Annotated in this window: 12 protein-coding genes; 3 read left to right on the top strand and 9 right to left on the bottom strand. The window is 69.2% G+C overall.

All coding sequences use genetic code 11. The annotated features are described in order from the left end of the window. Entirely contained in the window at positions 1-2,448 is a 2,448-nt protein-coding gene (locus tag OX958_RS06560; RefSeq protein ID WP_270136257.1) for a lamin tail domain-containing protein, read from the bottom strand. A gap of 181 nt (positions 2,449-2,629) precedes the next feature. On the opposite strand from OX958_RS06560, the gene OX958_RS06555 reads away from it, so the two are divergent. Next, positions 2,630-3,664, top strand: coding sequence for an aminotransferase class V-fold PLP-dependent enzyme (locus OX958_RS06555; protein ID WP_270136256.1), 1,035 nt, complete (start codon positions 2,630-2,632; stop codon positions 3,662-3,664). Between the two features lie 42 nt (positions 3,665-3,706). Beyond that, positions 3,707-4,504 (top strand): META domain-containing protein, encoded by a 798-nt coding sequence (locus OX958_RS06550; protein ID WP_270136255.1) that lies wholly within the window; start codon positions 3,707-3,709, stop codon positions 4,502-4,504. Here the strand turns inward: OX958_RS06550 and OX958_RS06545 are convergent. Genes OX958_RS06545 through OX958_RS06535 form a run of 3 tightly spaced genes read right to left on the bottom strand, consistent with a single transcriptional unit; the run spans position 4,491 to position 9,291 of the window. Beyond that, on the bottom strand, positions 4,491-7,457 hold the full coding sequence (locus OX958_RS06545) for a sugar-binding protein (RefSeq protein ID WP_270136254.1): 2,967 nt from the start codon (positions 7,455-7,457) through the stop codon (positions 4,491-4,493). The two genes, OX958_RS06550 and OX958_RS06545, sit on opposite strands and share 14 nt — an antisense overlap. A gap of 54 nt (positions 7,458-7,511) precedes the next feature. Then, the gene (locus OX958_RS06540; RefSeq protein WP_270136253.1) at positions 7,512-8,939 is read right to left on the bottom strand and encodes an NAD(P)H-hydrate dehydratase; all 1,428 of its coding nucleotides are present in this window, start codon (positions 8,937-8,939) and stop codon (positions 7,512-7,514) included. Position 8,940: 1 nt separating this feature from the next. Continuing rightward, the gene (locus OX958_RS06535) at positions 8,941-9,291 is read right to left on the bottom strand and encodes a holo-ACP synthase (RefSeq protein ID WP_270136252.1); all 351 of its coding nucleotides are present in this window, start codon (positions 9,289-9,291) and stop codon (positions 8,941-8,943) included. Between the two features lie 93 nt (positions 9,292-9,384). Between OX958_RS06535 and coaA the strand changes: the two genes are divergently transcribed. Next, on the top strand, positions 9,385-10,338 hold the full coding sequence (coaA, locus tag OX958_RS06530; protein ID WP_270136251.1) for a type I pantothenate kinase: 954 nt from the start codon (positions 9,385-9,387) through the stop codon (positions 10,336-10,338). A gap of 90 nt (positions 10,339-10,428) precedes the next feature. Here coaA and OX958_RS06525 read toward each other — a convergent pair whose 3' ends face one another. The 5 genes from OX958_RS06525 to OX958_RS06505 form a co-directional block, all read right to left on the bottom strand. Further along, positions 10,429-11,373, bottom strand: a complete 945-nt coding sequence (locus OX958_RS06525; protein ID WP_270136250.1) for a hypothetical protein — start codon at positions 11,371-11,373, stop codon at positions 10,429-10,431. 51 nt (positions 11,374-11,424) lie between these two features. Next, a complete protein-coding gene (locus tag OX958_RS06520) occupies positions 11,425-12,741 on the bottom strand; it encodes an aminotransferase-like domain-containing protein (RefSeq protein WP_270136249.1) in 1,317 nt (438 codons plus the stop codon). Further along, a complete protein-coding gene (locus tag OX958_RS06515; protein ID WP_270136248.1) occupies positions 12,741-13,799 on the bottom strand; it encodes an alpha-hydroxy acid oxidase in 1,059 nt (352 codons plus the stop codon). The genes OX958_RS06520 and OX958_RS06515 overlap by 1 nt, the downstream gene beginning before the upstream one ends. Then, positions 13,792-14,721 (bottom strand): alpha/beta hydrolase, encoded by a 930-nt coding sequence (locus tag OX958_RS06510; RefSeq protein ID WP_270136247.1) that lies wholly within the window; start codon positions 14,719-14,721, stop codon positions 13,792-13,794. The genes OX958_RS06515 and OX958_RS06510 overlap by 8 nt, the downstream gene beginning before the upstream one ends. Positions 14,722-14,924: 203 nt before the next feature. Further along, positions 14,925-16,220: an SGNH/GDSL hydrolase family protein gene (locus OX958_RS06505; RefSeq protein ID WP_270136246.1), complete on the bottom strand. Its 1,296-nt coding sequence runs from the start codon at positions 16,218-16,220 to the stop codon at positions 14,925-14,927. Positions 16,221-16,286 lie beyond the last annotated feature (66 nt).

The raw sequence follows: 16,286 nt of genomic DNA, 5'->3' as shown, positions 1-16,286 counted from the left end.
CTACTCGTCCACCACCGGGCTGCCGGGCAGGCAGCGAGCAGGCAGCGGGTCGGTGTCACAACCGGTCAGGATGCGGACGATCTGCGGATCGTGGTCGCTGGCCTGGTCGGCGAACTCGGCGTTGATGTGCACCACGCCGTACGAGTAGCCCTTGATCGCCGGGCTGACCAGGATGTGGTCGAGCACCTGCGAGTTGCCGTCGAAGATGTAGCTGTATCGCTGGTCGGCGGGCAGCGTGTCGATCAGCGTCTTCAGCTGGCTGCCGCCACCCGTCACGGTCTGGATCGACGGGCTGAACTGGTAGTCGTTCAGGTCGCCCAGCACGACCACCCGGGCGCGGCCGGCGCTCTTGTCGTTGAGTTCCTTGACGAAGTCGTGCACCTCGGCGGACTGCTGCTGCCGCTGGACCTCGCTGCTGCGCACCGGCGGCTGGACGGCCGCGGTCAGCGGCTGGTCGCCGCCCTTGGAGTTGAAGTGGTTCGCGACCACGAACAGCTGCTTGTTGCCGTCGAACAGGAACTCGCCGACCAGCGGCTTGCGGCTGGAGTCCCAGGCGTCGCTGCCCGGGGCGATCCGGCCGGGTGAGACCGACAGCGCGACCTGGTTGCTGGTCGGCCGGGCACGGACCACCGAGACGGCGGTGTTCGCGTCACCGCCCGCGCGGTCGACGAACGTCGTCCGGGCCGGGTTGTAGAGGAACACCTGGCGGATGTTGCCGCCCGGCTGGCCGCCGTCGGTGTCGTCGTTCGGGTCGATCGAGCGCCAGCTGTACGCCGGTCCGCCGGCCGCCTGGATCGCGGCGGTGAACTTCCCGATCGTCTGGTCGGCCGCGACGACGGCGTCGTTGGTGGCGCCGTTGTTGTCCTGGATCTCCTCCAGCGCGAGGATGTCCGGCGAGCCGAGGTTGCTGACGACCGCCTGGGCCAGCTTCGCGAACTTGGCGGCCGGGTTGGTGAAGGCCAGGTTCTCGACGTTGTAGGTGGCGATCGACAGGTCACCGGCCTTCTTCGGCGGGAGTACCTTCTGCTTCTTCAGGCCGCCCTCGGTGATCACGCCGAGCTGGTTGGCCTGCAGCACGTAGCCGCCGAACGACTGGTAGTCGATGACGCCGGTGGTGCCCGCTGCCAGGGTGGAGCCGACGTTGGCCGCCGGTGCGCCGTTCAGCGCCTGCACCAACAGCCGGCCACTGTTCGGATCGTCGTACGACTTGTAGACGGTGCCGCCCCGCGGTGACGGGTTCTGGTTCGGCTTGAGCGTCACCCAGAGCTCGCCGAACTCGGTGTTGACCGGGCTGACCAGACGGGTGTTCTGGGCCAGCGTGACCCGCGTGCCTTCGTGCGCCTCGAGCCAGTCGAGCACGTAGCTCGACGGCTCCAGCGGCTGGGACTCCAGCGCGCCGGTCTTGGTGTAGAGGTCGGGGAACACCACCGGTACGGCGGCCGGCAACGCGTTGCCGCTGGTCAGCTTGATCGTGCTGACCGTGCCGCCGATCTCCGTGAGCGCCTGGGCGCCCGAGGCCGGCCGGTACTCCGTGACCCGTCCGGTCGCCAGCACCGAGTCACCGACGGCGACCGCCGGGGTGGTGGAGCCGGTGAAGACGAACAAGCCCTCGCTGGTCAGCGGGTCGGCGTCCGCGCTCGGGTCCTGGAACCAGTAGCCGCGCGAGTTGCCGGTGACCCGGACCGCCGTCACGATGCCGGGGACGTTGGTGACGTTCTGGCCCACGATCGGCGAGATCCGGCCGGCGCCCTGGATGTCGTGGATGCGGGTGGTTCCGGGCGTCGGGTCACCGGGATCGCCCGGGTCGCCCGCGCTGACCGTCACGCCGGCGGAGTTCGTCGCCTTCGGTACGCCGGAGCTGAAGTCGGCCGCGTTGTTGTCGGTGTCGATCAGCGCGCCGGTGCGGGCGTTGGCCGTGGTGTTGCTGAGGCCGGGCGCCGCGGTCGTCTCGACGTTCGCGGTCGCGCCGTAGCCGATCAGGTCCTTGACGTTCGGAGCGGTCGCGCAACTGGTTCCGCAGCCGCTCAGTGCGTTCGTGCTGGTCACCAGGGCCACCACGCCCGAGGTGCCGGACATCGGGATCGAGCCGGTCGCGTCGGGAGCCGGCAGCGAGACCGTGCCGCCCGCGCCCGCGGCCTGCTGGACCAGGTACTTGCCTCCTGCCGGGATGCTTCCGCTCAGCGGGGTCGTCTGGAAGACGACGCCCGCCGCGGACGCGTACTGAACGCTCCAGCCGGCCACGCTGACCGGGCTGCCGGTCAGGTTCGCGAGCTCGATGTAGTCGTTCTTGAAGACCGCTCCCGAGTTGCCACCGCCGCCGTAGACGGCAGAGATGACGACATCGGTCGACAGGGCGTTCGCGGTGCCGGACAGGCCCGCCATCGCCGTCAGGACGGCAACGGGCAGCGCTGCTGCCACGATCCGCCGGCGCACTCTGGAAAGTGCCACAGGTTTGTTCCCCCCTAGAGAAAAAAAGGTGATCCCACCGAGGAGCATGGTGCTACGGAGCGGCCGCGGAAACCAGCGCCGGCAACAATTCTCCGGGAGTTCATCGACCCAAAGCACCGGTTTGACCGGCCCTCAGCAGGACGGTCTACCGCTTGCGGTGGGCCGGGGCGAGGGTGGAGGCATGACGAGTATCCGACTGGCCCAGCAGGAGTTCGCCCCAGCGGGCATCTACCTGAACACCGCGACCTTCGGCCTGCCGCCACGGGCGAGCTGGAACGCCTTGCAGCATGCGCTGACCGGGTGGCAGGCAGGAACCGTCAGCGCGGTCGGCTACGACGAACCCCTCGGCCGGGCGCGGGCGGCGTACGCCGAACTGGCCGGGGTCGCGCCGGAGCTGATCGCGGTCGGCAGCCAGGTCTCGGTGTTCGCCGGAATTGTCGCCGCCGCGCTGCCCACCGATTGCGACATCCTGATCGCGGAGGGTGAATTCACCAGCCTGACTTTTCCGTTCTACGCCCACGGCCACCGAATTCGGGAAGTGCCGTTGGAACGGCTCGCCGACGAGGTGCGCGCGGACACGGCTCTGGTCGCGGTCTCGGCGGTGCAGTCCTCGGACGGGCGGGTGGCTGACCTCGCGGCGCTGCGGGCGACCGGCGTACGGGTGCTGCTCGACACCACTCAGGCGATCGGCTGGCTGCCGATCGATGCTTCGCAGTACGCGTTCACCATCGCCGGCGGGTACAAGTGGCTGCTCGCGCCCCGCGGCACCGCCTTCTTCACCGTGCAGCCCGACCTCATCGACACGCTGACCCCGATCAACGCCAACTGGTACGCCGGTGCGTCACCCTGGACCAGCATCTACGGCTCTCCCCTGCGGCTGGCCGAGGACGCGCGCCGCTTCAACGTCTCGCCGGTCTGGCACTCCTGGGTGGCCGCCGCGCCGGCCCTCGAACTGCTCCGCGACGTCGGCGTCGACGCGATCCACGCCCACAACACCCGACTCGCTGCCGACTTCCGCTCCGCCGTCGGCCTGGCGCCGTACTCGTCGGCGATCGTGTCCGCCGAGGCCGACGAGAAGGTCCCGGCGCTGATGGAGCAGGCGGGCATCGTCGCGGCGGTCCGGGCCGGCCGGCTCCGGCTCGCGTTCCATCTCAGCACCACTGCCGATGATGTGGCCCGCGCGGCCGACGTACTGGCCGGGCATCTTCGCGACTGACTGCAACGCCAGGCTGCGGGGCGGCGTCCATAGAGTGTGACGATGCGAATGGTGGTTGCGGCAGCGGCCGGGCTGATGCTGCTGAGCGCCTGTGGCAGTGAGTCGGGCCCCGGCGGATCAGGCAGCGGGCCGGGCGGTGGGCCGGGCAGCGGATCGCTCGACGGCAAGACGTTCCTGTCCGTCTCGGTGACCGAGGACGGCAAACCCAAGGAGCTGGCACCGAACACCCGGCTCCAGTTGCAGTTCCGCGGCGGCGACGTGCTCGCGGCAGCCGGCTGCAACTCGCTCGGTGGCCAGGTTTCCACCACGGACGGCAAGCTGACGGTCAACGCCATCGGCGGCACCGAACTGGGCTGCGATCCCGCCCGGCACGCGCAGGACGAGTGGCTGTCCACACTGCTGCAGGACAGGCCGGCCTGGAAGCTCGACGCGGACAAGCTCACGCTCACCCGAGGCGGGACGACGCTCGTCCTGCAGGACAAGCAGACCGCGCAGCCGGACAAGGCGCTCGACGGGACCAGGTGGACCCTGCAGACCGTGGTTTCCGGCCGAACCGCATCGCACACGGTTGGCGCCGACCGGGCTCACCTCACGATCGGGGGTGCCCGGATCACCGGCTCGACCGGCTGCAACTCCTTCGAGGGGATGGTCGCCCGCACCGGCAACAAGGTGACCATCGGCGAACTCGGTATGACTCTCAAGGGCTGCAGCGGCGACGTCGGCAAGCTCGAGCGAAGCATTCTCGCCGTTCTCCAGGGCGAACTGACCTACACCATCGAAGCCGACCGTCTGCAGCTTCGCGCTGCAGACGGCAACGGCCTGGACTTCACCGCCGGCTGAGCCGTACGTCGAAAGCCTGCACCTCGTTCCGCGGTGTCTCGAAGGACAGCAGCAACCGGCCGTCCGCTGCCAGCCGAGCTCGCTGCGCGGCCGTCAACGGCACGGAGAAGTGCTTCACCCCACGAGTCAACTGCCGGCTGGTCTGCTTGACCACATGGCCACTCATGTCCGGCGACCAAGGCGGATAGCCGCCATCGGTGACGGCGCAGGGGGTCAGACCGTAGTCCGGCGCTGGATCGGCTGCCGGTGAGCAACTGGTCGTGTAGACGGGGATCGCGTCGACCGGACCGCTCCACAGAAACAGTCTCGCCGTTCCCGGGGTGCCTGCCAGCGTGTAGAGGTCGAGCGAGGTGCGGTTCAGCCCGGCGTACAGGATCTTGAGGTCGGTGGTCGGCACCCGGCCCGAGATCGGTACGCCGCTGCGCGCCGACTGCGCGATCGTCTGGGGTGACAACGCGCCGTTGAGGTTCGGATTGGACACGTTCGGCGGTGCCGGAGTGGTCGGGCGATCGGCGGGCGGCGTATAGCCGGTGAGGGTCGCTCGACCCCAGCGGTACGGATCGGACTGGACCGAGCCGAGCGCCGACCAGCCGAGCCGGGTGCTCATGTCGATGTGCCGCAGCGTCGTCGTACCGGCTGCCGAGGTGTCGTCGTTGTCGTACGGCGTGATGTTCAGCCCGAGCTTGGCGGGATCGACCGCGGCGGGCAGCGCGGCGAGCGGGATCTTCACCTCCAGGTCGTAGCCGCCACCGGCGTACGCGTGCGGGGTGGTGGTTTCGTTGCTGCCGACCCAGTTGGCGGTGGTCGCGACCTGCACCCCGGGGGCGTTGCCGGTGTCGAGCGCACCGGACGAGTAGCCCTGGTGGTTGTCGGCATCGCGTTCCCAGCAAGGGCCGTTGCCGTTGGCCGGATCGTTGGTGAAGGGGAAGACGCCCAGTTTGAAGGTGTTCGCGGTGTCCTTGAGCACCTGCGACGCGGTGCCCCGGGGATCGAGCAGGATCTCGACCGAGTCGGCCTGCCAGTGTCCGACGCATTCCTGCGGGGTGACCGCGTAGGACTGGAAGTCGTCGCGGACGTGGACGAAGAAGTAGAGCGCGTCGCCGGCCCAGCTGACCTTCGCGGTGCTGCCCTCGCCGGTCGGTGAGACACCGCAGTCGTCCACGCCGGTGCAGGAGTTCGCGCCCTGCCAGATGCGGCCGAGGTCGAGGGTCGCACCGGGGTACTCGCCTGCCGAAGCCTTGCCGTCGACGATCGGCGCCGCCGGGGCTCGCGCGATCGCCGTTGCCGGAACGAGGGAGAGCGTCAGGGTTTCGCTGCTCTCGTCCGTCGTGATCGGGAGCTGCACGTTCTGCGAGGCCGGCAAGGCCGTGTCGGTATTGGTGAGCTGGAACGTCACCGTGGTCTCGGCGCCCGGCTGCAGTACGCCGTACGGCTTGGTGGTGGCGTCAGCGGTGAAGTTGGCCGGCAGGGTGAGGCCGACCGTGCCACTGCGCGGTTGGCTCGACCAGTTGTGAACCACGACCGGCAGGGTGAGCGTGCTGCCGACCGGCATCGACTGGATCGCCGCAGAGCGCCCGAGCCTGGTCGCTTCGGGTGCTGTGGTGGCGAGCCATTCGTCGTACTCCTGCCAGTTGCCCCAGCGCTGGAAGCGCCCTTCGGCCGGCGGCACGATGCGGACCACGTTGTCGGTGTAGCCGGTCTTCGTGCCGCTGGTGAAGAGGGCGGAGATCTTGAAGTTCTGGTTGACGGCCGCCGTCGCGGCCGGGGTGACGGTGAAGGTCACCGCTTTGCTGCCGTTGACTCTGCCCACTTGTTTCGGTCCGTCGGTGGTCCAGCCCGGCGGCACGGTCAGTTCGGCCTTGCCCGGCTGGAGCGACCCCTGGAGGTGCAGGGTTGCCTGGAAGGGTTCGCCGGCGACGTTGGAGAAGCGGGAGAAGGTCAGGTACTCCAGCGTGCCCATCGGCAGACCGCCCGGATCCGGTTTGGTCGCGCCGAACAGGATCGCGTCGTCGAGACCGGCCGCGGGGCTGCTGTTGGGCTGGAACGGCACGAACGACCGGGTCATCCCGAAACGAGGGCAGGCAGGAGCCGAAACCCCCTTGTACATCACGCGACTCTGCGTCGGATAGGCCGCGCGGCCCTCGTCGGCGACCTGTTGCCAGCTCTTCGCTTCGCCTGCCGGCTTGCCTTGCAGGTTCCCGGCAGGCCACTTGTACGGCGAGTCGTAGCCGGTCCAGACTCCTGCCACGGTGTCGAGGCCGGTGGGGGTGAAGCCGGTGGTGCAGTTCGCCGCCGTGGTGGTGCCGCCGGTGCCCGCCGTACTGCCGCCCGAGAAGACCTTCTTGACCTGCCAGGTACTCAGCGCGTTCTTCCCCTCCAGTTGCTCGGGGAACTTCGTCGGGTCGGCGGCGGCGAGCACGCCTTCCCAGATCAGCCGGCCGGCCTGCTGGTGGTTGCCGTGTCCCGCGTTGAGGGTCGGAGTGAAACCGAGGTAGATCTCCGGCTGCGTGGTCCGGATCACCCGGGTGACGCGGCGCAGCGTCTCCTCCTCGTCCCAGAAGTACTGCGTCAGCGGCGCGCTCTGGTTGTAGAAGAAGTCCACCCGGTCCAGGTTGAAGATGTCGACCGTGCCGGAGCGGTAATGCGCGACCCGGTCCTCGTTCTCCCGGCGCAACCCGAGCGCGGGACCGAGCTCGTTGCCCGCGGAGTTCCCGCCGCCCTCACCGCGCGTGACCATGATGATCCCGCACTTGGTGCCGTACCGCTGGTGCCAGACACCGCAGGGTCCGATGATGCTGGTGTCGTCGTCGGGATGCGCCCACTCCCCCATCACGTCGATCTTGGTCGCCCGGTCCGCCACGTACGGCGTACCGAGGTGAGCTTCGGCGGTCGTCGCGGGCAGACCGGCGGCGACGAGCAGGACGGTCGCGAACAGGACGAGAATGCGCTTCATCTGCGGATCTCCTCGGGCGGTGGAGGCGCTGGCACCTCCGTCCTACCCGGCGGTTCACTCTTCGAGCAAGACCTGACGCGTCGCCTCCGCGACGTGGGCAGCTACCTGCATCGCCGTGATCGGGCCGCCGTTGGAGGCCAGGTTGGCGGCGGCCGCGTGGAGATAGGCGCCGACCGAGGCGGCGTCGAACGGGTTGAGGCCGGCCGCCAGGAGCGCGCCGCAGAGCCCGGCCAGTACGTCGCCCGCGCCGGCAGTGGCCAGCCAAGCGCCGGCGTTCGTGTTGACGCGCACTCGGCCGTCAGGAGCCGCGATGACGGTGGTCGAGCCTTTCAGGAGGACCGTGACGTCGAAACGCTCGGCGGCCCGGCGGGCATGCTCGAGCCGCTCGGCCTCGACCACGGAGCGCTCGACGCCGAGCAGGCGGGCGAGCTCACCGGCGTGCGGGGTGATCAGGACGCCGACGTGGTCACCGGCGTCGTCGAGCGCCTTCAGCCCGTCGGCGTCGAGCAGCACGGGCTCTTCCGCGTCCAGGAGTTCCTTGACCTTGCCCTGGTCCAGCTCGTCCCCCAGGCCGGAGCCGATTGCCCACGCCTGCACTCGCCCTTCACCGGCCACCACCTCGGGGTGCTCGGCCCGCACGGCTGCCGCGACGGCGTCGGGACCGACGTACCGGAGCATGCCGATCGGCCCGGCCAGCGCGCCGGAGGTGGCGATCACCGCGGCACCGGGGTACTGCGCCGAGCCGGCCATCAGGCCGAGCACACCGCGCGAGTACTTGTCGGACTCGCCGGTCGGCGTGGGATACAGGTTTCGCACGTCTGCTGTCTGGAGCGACTCTACGGCCGCCGGGGGCAGGTCGAGTCCGATGTCGACGAGGTGGACCGGGCCGCACGCCTCGGCTGCGGGGTCGATCAGGTGACAGATCTTGTGGGTGCCGAAGGTGACGGTGAGTGCCGCCTTGACGTACTCGGCGGGCGTCTCGCCGGTGTCGACGTCAACGCCTGAAGGCATGTCCACGGCAACGATCGGCACACCGTGCTCTTCCGTCGCCCGCGCCAAGGCCGATGCCCGCCCCCGCAACCCCGGCCGGCCGCCAATTCCGACGATCCCGTCGACCACCACGTCAGCACCGACAATCACCCGCTCGAAGCCGGGCTCACCTTCACCGTTGTCTGAGGCAACTCGGCCGCCGGCCGCGAGCAGCGCCTCGAGCCCTTCCTGGTGGTACTTCTCCGAGAGCAGCACCGCCGTGACCTGCGCGCCGCGGCGGGCCAGTTTCGCTCCGGCGTACAGGGCGTCTCCGCCGTTGTCGCCGGAACCGGCCAGCAGCACCACGCGGGCGCCGTACGTGCAGCCGAGGAAGTTGCTGATGGCAACCGCGAGACCGGTGGCGGCGCGATCCATCAGGGTGCCGGCCGGGAGTTTCGCCATCAGCTCGGCCTCGGCCGCGCGGACCTGCTCGACGGTGTGGGCGCGACGCATCTCAACCCTCCAGGACGACGACCGCCGACGCGATGCCGGCGTCATGACTCAGGGACAGATGCAGACTCTGTACCCCGAGACGAGCCGCCTGGTCGGCGACCGTCCCGGTGATCTCCAGCCACGGCCTGCCGGTGTCGTCGGTCCACACCTCGCAGTCGTGCCAGTGCATCCCGGCCGGGGCGCCGAGCGCCTTGGCGAGCGCTTCCTTGGCCGCGAACCGGGCCGCCAGCGAGGCCGGCGGCTTCTTCGCCTCGGCCTCGGTGAAGACGCGAGCACGCAGCAACGGGGTCCGTTCGAGGGTTTTCATGAACCGCTCGACGTCCACCACGTCGATGCCCACTCCGATGATCATCGGGCCCGGTGTGTGACAACTGCCACACCCACAGTCTCATTGCCGCACATGCCGGTCAGCGTATCCCCGCCGGGTGTGGGAAGAATGGGCCCCATGCTGCAGCCGTCGCGGGAGGTGACCCCCTACACCGAGCTGGACCGCGCCGCCTGGGCCCAACTGGCCGAGACGACCGAGTCACCGCTGACGGCCGAGGAGATCGAGCGGCTGCGGGGTCTCGGCGACGAGATCGACATCGACGAGGTCCGCGAGGTCTACCTGCCGTTGTCGCGGATCCTGTCACTCTACGTGAGGCACGCCCGGGCGCTGCAGTCCGACACCGAGGCGTTCCTGGGCAAACCGGCCGCGGCCCGCACTCCGTTCGTGATCGGCATCGGCGGATCGGTTGCCGTCGGCAAGTCCACCACCGCCCGGCTGCTGCGCGAACTGCTGGCCCGCTGGCCCGAGCACCCCCGCGTCGCCCTGGTCACCACCGACGGCTTCCTCTGGCCGAACGCCGAGCTGGAACGCCGCGGCCTGATGCTGCGCAAGGGCTTCCCGGAGTCCTACGACCGCAAGTCGCTGCTGCGGTTCGTGGTCGAGGTGAAGTCCGGCATGGACAACGTCGAGGCGCCGGTCTACTCGCACCTGCACTACGACCGGATGCAGGGCGTCCGCACCACCGTCGAGCAACCCGACATCCTGCTGCTCGAAGGCCTGAACGTGCTCCAGCCGGCCCCCCGGCACGCCGACGGCAAGAGCGGCCTGGCGGTCAGCGACTTCTTCGACTTCTCCGTCTACGTCGACGCCGCGGCCGCCGACATCCGCAGCTGGTACGTGCACCGCTTCCTCAAACTCTGGGAGACGGCCTTCCGCAACCCCGAGTCGTACTTCGTCCGCTACGGCGAACTCAGCCGCGAGGAAGCCGTCGCCAAGGCCGAGTCCCTCTGGGACGGCATCAACGGCCCCAACCTCCGCGAGAACATCCTGCCGACCCGCTCCCGCGCGACGCTGGTACTCCGCAAAGGCACGGATCACGCGGTCCGCTGGGTGCGGCTCCGGAAGCTCTGACTCACGGGACAAGGCCCTCCCCGAAACGGTTGAGCAACCTGACCGGTCAGCGCAGGTGTCCCCGGTCTCCCCGCGGGGGCGGGACGACCCCTACTCCCCCACCAACTGATCGTAATGAGTCGTGAACGGCGCGGTAGTAGTCCCGTTGAAGACATCCGGAGCCTTGCCGTACGCCGTGATCGCGGTGGCGGCGCCGTTCGCCTTGCTGAAGGCGTACTGGAAAGCCGAGTCGGTGTCGTGGTCGATGCCGAGGATCAGGGAGCCGCCGCGGGTGCCGCAGGTGTGGGCGGTGAGGGCTTCGTACGGCGCGAAGCCGGTGCTGCGGATCAGCTTGAGGGCCGGCTTGGCCGTGGCCGCGACGGGGATCCGGACGGTGTAGATCGCGCCGGCGGTCGTGGTCATCAGCAACGTGTCGTACGTCGCGGTCTCGCTGATCACGGTCATCGCCTTGAAGGACTTGAAGCCGGGGAACGAGCCGAGTGCTCTGAAGGCGGTGCCGACCTGCGAGTAGCGGTACAGGCTGCCGTTGGCGTTCAGGGCGTACAGGTGGGTGTGCCGCGGCTGCGCGATGCTGTAGTTCGAGGTCGCGATGGTCTTGAAGCTGGTCCAGCCGGAACCGACCTTGGTCGCCTTCGGGGTGATCACGCCTGCGTCGGAGACGGTGGTCGCATGCCGGTACAGGTTCCCGCCCTGAAGGAACAGACCGTAGAAGTAGAGGCGGTCCGACGCGTCGAAGGCGCCGTACCAGGTGCCGGAGGCGCGGACGCCGACGAACTTGAAGCCGAGCGACGGTGCCGACGTCGGCGGCTTGCCAGGGTAGATCTCGGCCGACTGCAGGGCGCCGGCCGGATCGACCCAGCCCGCCCAGCTGTAGCAGAGCTCCGCCGCCGAGGACTTCGCCGCGGCGACCTTCGACTTGGCGAGCTTGACCGCCGGCGACGGCTTCGGGTCGGCCGCGACGGCCGAACCGGAGACGGCGGTGGCGGCGAACAGACCGGCACCGGCCAGCGCGAACGCGAAGCGCTGCAGTTTCATCAAGGAGTCCCCCTCCAGGGAAAACGAGCTGTCTCGATCGAGACCGCGCGACTATAGCGTCGTCGCGGTGTCACCTGGCTGCTGCCGGAGCTGGTCGTGAATCAACGCGGACAGGCGGTCGAGGGCCGTGTCGATCTGCGTCGGGGTGACCGCGCTGCAGGACAGCCGCAAGGCGTGGACCGGGGCGTCTCCGTCGTAGAAGTGGTGCATCGGGGTCCAGAGCACGCCGTACTCCTGCGCGGATCTTGCCAGCAACGCGTCGTCGACCGCGAAGGGAACGGTGACGACGACGAAGAACCCACCGGAGGGGATCGTCCAGCTGACCTCGCCGCGGGGGAAGCGGGTGGCCAGGCCGTCGGTGATCGCGCGCAGGTTCTCGGCGTAGATCTTGCGCTCGCGAGTACCGGCGGCGACCAGGCTGCAGTCGTTCTGCAGCAGTTTGCCGCCGATCACCGCCTGGGCCACCGCGGAGGTGTTGACCGTCAGCATGCTCTTGATCTTGGAGAGTTCGTCGGCGAGGAGACTCACGGTCCCGTCCGGCGCCGCGACGGTCTGGTCGGCCACCACGTAGCCGACCCGGGCACCCGGCAGCGCGGTCTTCGCGAAGGATCCGAGATAGATCACCCGCCGCCCGGTGTCGAGCGCCTTCAAGGTCGGCAGGCGCTCGACCCCGGCCGCGGGGAACAGCCCGTAGGGGTTGTCCTCCAGCAGCAGCAGGTCTTCCTGAGCAGCGATCTCCAGGAGTCGTTGCCTGGTCTCCAGCTCCAGACTGAGACCGGAGGGATTGGCGAAGTCGGGCATCACGTAACAGGCTCGTGGCCGGAGACCTTCGGCGCGTGCCCGCTTGGCGACGGCGACGAGATCCTCCAGATCAACCCCTTCGTTGCCGCCGGCAACAGGCAGCACCGGCAGGTCGACGATTCGCGCGGCGCCGGTGATTCCGACGTACGCCGGGGAAACGGCGAGCAGCACGTCGGCCGGATCGGCGCGGAGCGCACGCAGTACGAGGACCATCGCCTCCTGGCAGCCCACCGTCACGACGATCGCCTCGGGATCGACCGTGATCCCCTCGTCGGCGGCGAGGTTGCGCGCGACCAGCGGGTGGATGATGCCCTTGGTCCGGCCGTACTGGAAGATCGCGCGCCGCGCCCCCGCCTCGTCGTACCCGAGGTCGTCGCGCAGGTACCGCGCGAACGTGTCGAGGTAGCCGTGCAGGTCCTCGAGCGCGTAGAACTCCTCGTACGGCCGGCCGGCGGCGAGCGAGATCGCGTCGGGGTAGTGGTTGGCCACCTCGTTGAGGAAGTTCATCGAGTTCAGCGCGCGGTCGGTGAGCGAACCGTGCAGGTTCGTCAGGTTCAGATCAGCCATCAGGCCCTCCCCGTGGTGAGTCGTGCGACGGCCGCGGGGTCCGCGCAGCCGGCCAGCAGCATGGCATCGGCCACCTCTCGCCGCAGCAGGTCGAACGCTTCCTCACAAGCATCGACAGCCAGTGCCCAGAGCAACGGACGCCCGACCAGTACGCCGGACGCGCCGAGCGCCAGCGCCCGCAGTACGTCGGTCCCGCTCCGGATCCCACTGTCCAGCAGCACCGAACATTCCTTGCCTACGGCATCGACCACCGCCGGCAAGGCGTCGATCGAGGCCACTGCTCCGTCGAGTTGCCGTCCACCGTGATTCGAGACGACGATGCCGTCGGCACCTACCTGCGTCGCGCGCACGGCGTCCCGGGGATCGAGAATCCCCTTCACCAGCAAGGGAAGGTTCGTCCTGGTCTTCAACCACTCGAGGTCGGCCCACGAGACCGCGGGCTCGAACGCCGAGGCCGTGTGGGCGGCAACCGCAGACAACCCCGGTACGCCGACGTGCGCCTCGCTCACCCCACCGACGAGGTTGGCCGCCACCACGTCGGCCGGCAGCGCGAACGAGTTCCGCACGTCCCGCAGACGCCGGCCCATCACCGGAACGTCGACCGTCACCATCAACGCCTCGCAGCCGGCCGCTTCGGCGCGCTCGACCAGTGACTCGATCATCACCCGGTCCCGCAACCAGTACAGCTGGAACCACGATGATGCGACCTTGGCGATCTCTTCCAGGGGACGACTGCTCAAGGTGCTGATCACATAGGGAACTCCCGCCGCCGCAGCCGCCTGCGCCAGCGCCAGCTCTCCCTCCGGATGCAGTAGCCGCTGGTACGCCATCGGGGCTACCGCCACCGGCATCGAAGCGGCACATTTCACCAACTGGCATGAAGTATCCGCACTCGCGACGCCGGCGAGCACCCGAGGCATCAAGGTGACGGCGTCGAGTGCGGTCCTGTTCAGCCCCAGCGTTGTCTCCGTCCCACTGCCGCCCGCGACGAAGTCACGGACGGCGGCAGGCAGCACGCCGGCAGCGAGCCCCTCGTAGTCGGTGAACGCCTCAGGCATCGTCGAAGGTCTTGTGAAGCCAGGCGGCGGAGTCGGTCAGCGCCTTGCGGGCACCGTCCAGCACGCCTGACATGGTGTAGAAGCCGTGGACCATGCCGTCGTACCGGGCCAACTCGGTGGGCACGCCGGCGGCGTACAGCTTCTCGGCATAGAACTCGCCTTCGTCCCGCAGGGGGTCATGCTCCGCGGTGATCACCAGCGCGGGCGGCAGGCCGGCGTGCGAGGCCGCGAGCAGCGGCGAGGCGAGCGGATCGGTGCCATCGGCATCGTCTGTCAGGTAGTGCTTCCAGTACCAGTTGACCGAGGTGCGGTTGAAGAGGAACGGGTCGTCACCGGCCCGCATGGAAGCGGTGTCCGAGCCGTAGAGAGTGTTGGGATAGACCAGCAGCTGGGCGGCGAGCGCCGGACCGGATTCCCTGGCCAGCAAGGTGGTTGCGGCAGCGAGGTTGCCACCGGCACTGTCGCCGCCGACCGCGAGTCGCGCTACGTCGACGCCGAGTTCCACCGCGTGGGCGGCGATCCACTGGGTAGCGCGATGACAGTCGTGCACAGCGGTGGGGAATGGGTTCTCCGGCGCGAGCCGGTAGCCGACGGTGATCACCTGGCAGGGCACGAGATTGGCCAGCCGCCGACAGACACCGTCGGAGGTCTCGATGCTGCCGAGAGTCCAGCCACCGCCGAAGAAGTAGACCAGCGTCGGCAGCGGCCCGTCTCCGGCCGGCCGGTAGATCCGCAGCGGGATGCCGGACTCCTCCATGGTCAGGTCGCGGACATGGTAGACCGGCTCCACCTCGCCGCCGCCCGCCTGGATGGAGGCGAGGTCGGCAGCGCGCGCCTCGGCCAGCGTCTGCGTGTAGAGCTGCGGCGCGTTGTCGGCCGCCCGCTTGGCACGCCACTGCTCGACCTGAGGATCCAATGACATCGTCTCTTGCCTTTCACATCTGCTTCGTCCCGACGACGAACCCGGCCGGCCGGCGGCGCCGAGACAGGAGTGTGGGCCGGGCCCGAGCCTCAGTGGCTCGAGCCCGGCCGCTTCGGAGCGGTGACCACCGCCGCGCCGCCGCCAGTTCCTCCGAGGAGGGAAACGGACGGAGTACCTGATCGGCGGCGGTGGTCGTCAGCGGCTCACCGGACCAGTTGCAGCGGGACCGCGTTGGCCATCGCCTGGTAGCCGGCGTCGCTCATGTGGATGTGGTCGCCACCGTCGTAGGCGGGCAGCAGCTTCTCCGGCGCCGCCGGGTCACGCAACGCCTTGTCGAAGTCGATCACGCCGTCGAAGTCGCGCTGCGTGCGCAGCCAGGTGTTGACCGCGACCCGGGTCGCCTCTTTCTCCGCCGTCCAGCCGCCCGGCGTGGTGAAGCCGCCGTACGGCGTGATGGTGGCACCGATGCTCTTGAGGTCCTTCTGCCGCAGCTGGCTGTTGATCTGCTTCAGGGCGGCGATGATCTCGGCGGCACTGGCGCCGTTCATCCAGATGTCGTTCACACCCAGGTGGGTGATCACGGTCCGGACGCCGGTCTGCGGGTAGACGTCCTCGTTCAGCCGGGCCAGCGCGTTCAGGCCGAGCTGCTCGGTGCCGCTCGGGCCGCCGAGGATCAGGCCGTTGCTGTCCTGCAGCAGCCGGTTGCCGGCCTCGCCGACGTTCAGTACGCCGGGTGCCCGCTTCCCGCGCTCGGCGACCAGCCGCTCGGCGAGCTGGTCGGGCCAGCGGTTGTTGGCGTTCGCCGTACTGAGCAGGCCGTCGGCGATCGAGTCGCCGAGCACGACGATCGAGCCCTCCGGCTTGTCGGTCAGCACGTCGACGCCGGACAGGAAGGTCCAGCAGCAGGGCCGGATGGTCGGGTAGTCGGCACCGTCGGTGGAGTTGGTCAGGTCACCGGGACCGAAGAAGTTCTGCTGGTTCGCGGCCGCGTGCCAGCTGGTCGGGCCGGTCGCGGTCGGGTAGAAGACGCTGATCACCAGCGTGCTCAGGTCCGGCACCTTCAGGGTGACCGGGTCGCTGAGCAGCTCGGCGCCCTTGTTCATCACCGCGGTCGGTGAGCCGCCGTTGAAGGTCAGCGTGCGCTTGGACGCCGGGTCGATGTCGGACTGCACCGGAGTCGCGGTGTTGCCGAACGCGACCGTGGCGGCGCCGATCTGCACCGCCCGGTCACCGAAGACGTTGGTGAACCGGATCCGGACCTTGTCGCCCCCCACGGACGGCCGGACCACGTAGCGGGCACTCTGGTTGGTGAGGCCGGTGGCGGTGAACCCGGTGGACTCCGGCTTGACCACCCCGGTGGACCAGCTGCCCACCCAGCCGGACTGGTTGTTGTTCTTGTCGTCGGCCGGCGCCGACGAACCGGTGAAGACCAGGGCCGAGCCGGCCAGCGAGACTGCGGCCGCTAACGCGGCCGATCTGAAGGTACTGGGAATGCGCATGGAACAACCCCCCAATGGGTTGGCGCGCGACGGGTGGAGAAAACCCTGCGCGAGTGGCGGTGACGG

Source organism: Kribbella sp. CA-293567 (assembly GCF_027627575.1).
In the GTDB taxonomy this organism is placed as follows: domain Bacteria; phylum Actinomycetota; class Actinomycetes; order Propionibacteriales; family Kribbellaceae; genus Kribbella.
The sequence above is the reverse complement of the archived record's forward strand: the minus strand, read 5'-3'. Positions and strand labels throughout refer to the sequence as shown.

Coding starts and splice junctions, on each gene's coding strand:
- OX958_RS06555 (WP_270136256.1), top strand. CDS start 2,630: ATGACGAGTATCCGACTGGCCCAGCAGGAGTTCGCCCCAGCGGGCATC.
- OX958_RS06525 (WP_270136250.1), bottom strand. CDS start 11,373: ATGAAACTGCAGCGCTTCGCGTTCGCGCTGGCCGGTGCCGGTCTGTTC.
- OX958_RS06535 (WP_270136252.1), bottom strand. CDS start 9,291: ATGATCATCGGAGTGGGCATCGACGTGGTGGACGTCGAGCGGTTCATG.
- OX958_RS06545 (WP_270136254.1), bottom strand. CDS start 7,457: ATGAAGCGCATTCTCGTCCTGTTCGCGACCGTCCTGCTCGTCGCCGCC.
- OX958_RS06550 (WP_270136255.1), top strand. CDS start 3,707: ATGCGAATGGTGGTTGCGGCAGCGGCCGGGCTGATGCTGCTGAGCGCC.
- OX958_RS06515 (WP_270136248.1), bottom strand. CDS start 13,799: ATGCCTGAGGCGTTCACCGACTACGAGGGGCTCGCTGCCGGCGTGCTG.
- OX958_RS06540 (WP_270136253.1), bottom strand. CDS start 8,939: ATGCGTCGCGCCCACACCGTCGAGCAGGTCCGCGCGGCCGAGGCCGAG.
- OX958_RS06520 (WP_270136249.1), bottom strand. CDS start 12,741: ATGGCTGATCTGAACCTGACGAACCTGCACGGTTCGCTCACCGACCGC.
- OX958_RS06505 (WP_270136246.1), bottom strand. CDS start 16,220: ATGCGCATTCCCAGTACCTTCAGATCGGCCGCGTTAGCGGCCGCAGTC.
- OX958_RS06510 (WP_270136247.1), bottom strand. CDS start 14,721: ATGTCATTGGATCCTCAGGTCGAGCAGTGGCGTGCCAAGCGGGCGGCC.
- coaA (WP_270136251.1), top strand. CDS start 9,385: ATGCTGCAGCCGTCGCGGGAGGTGACCCCCTACACCGAGCTGGACCGC.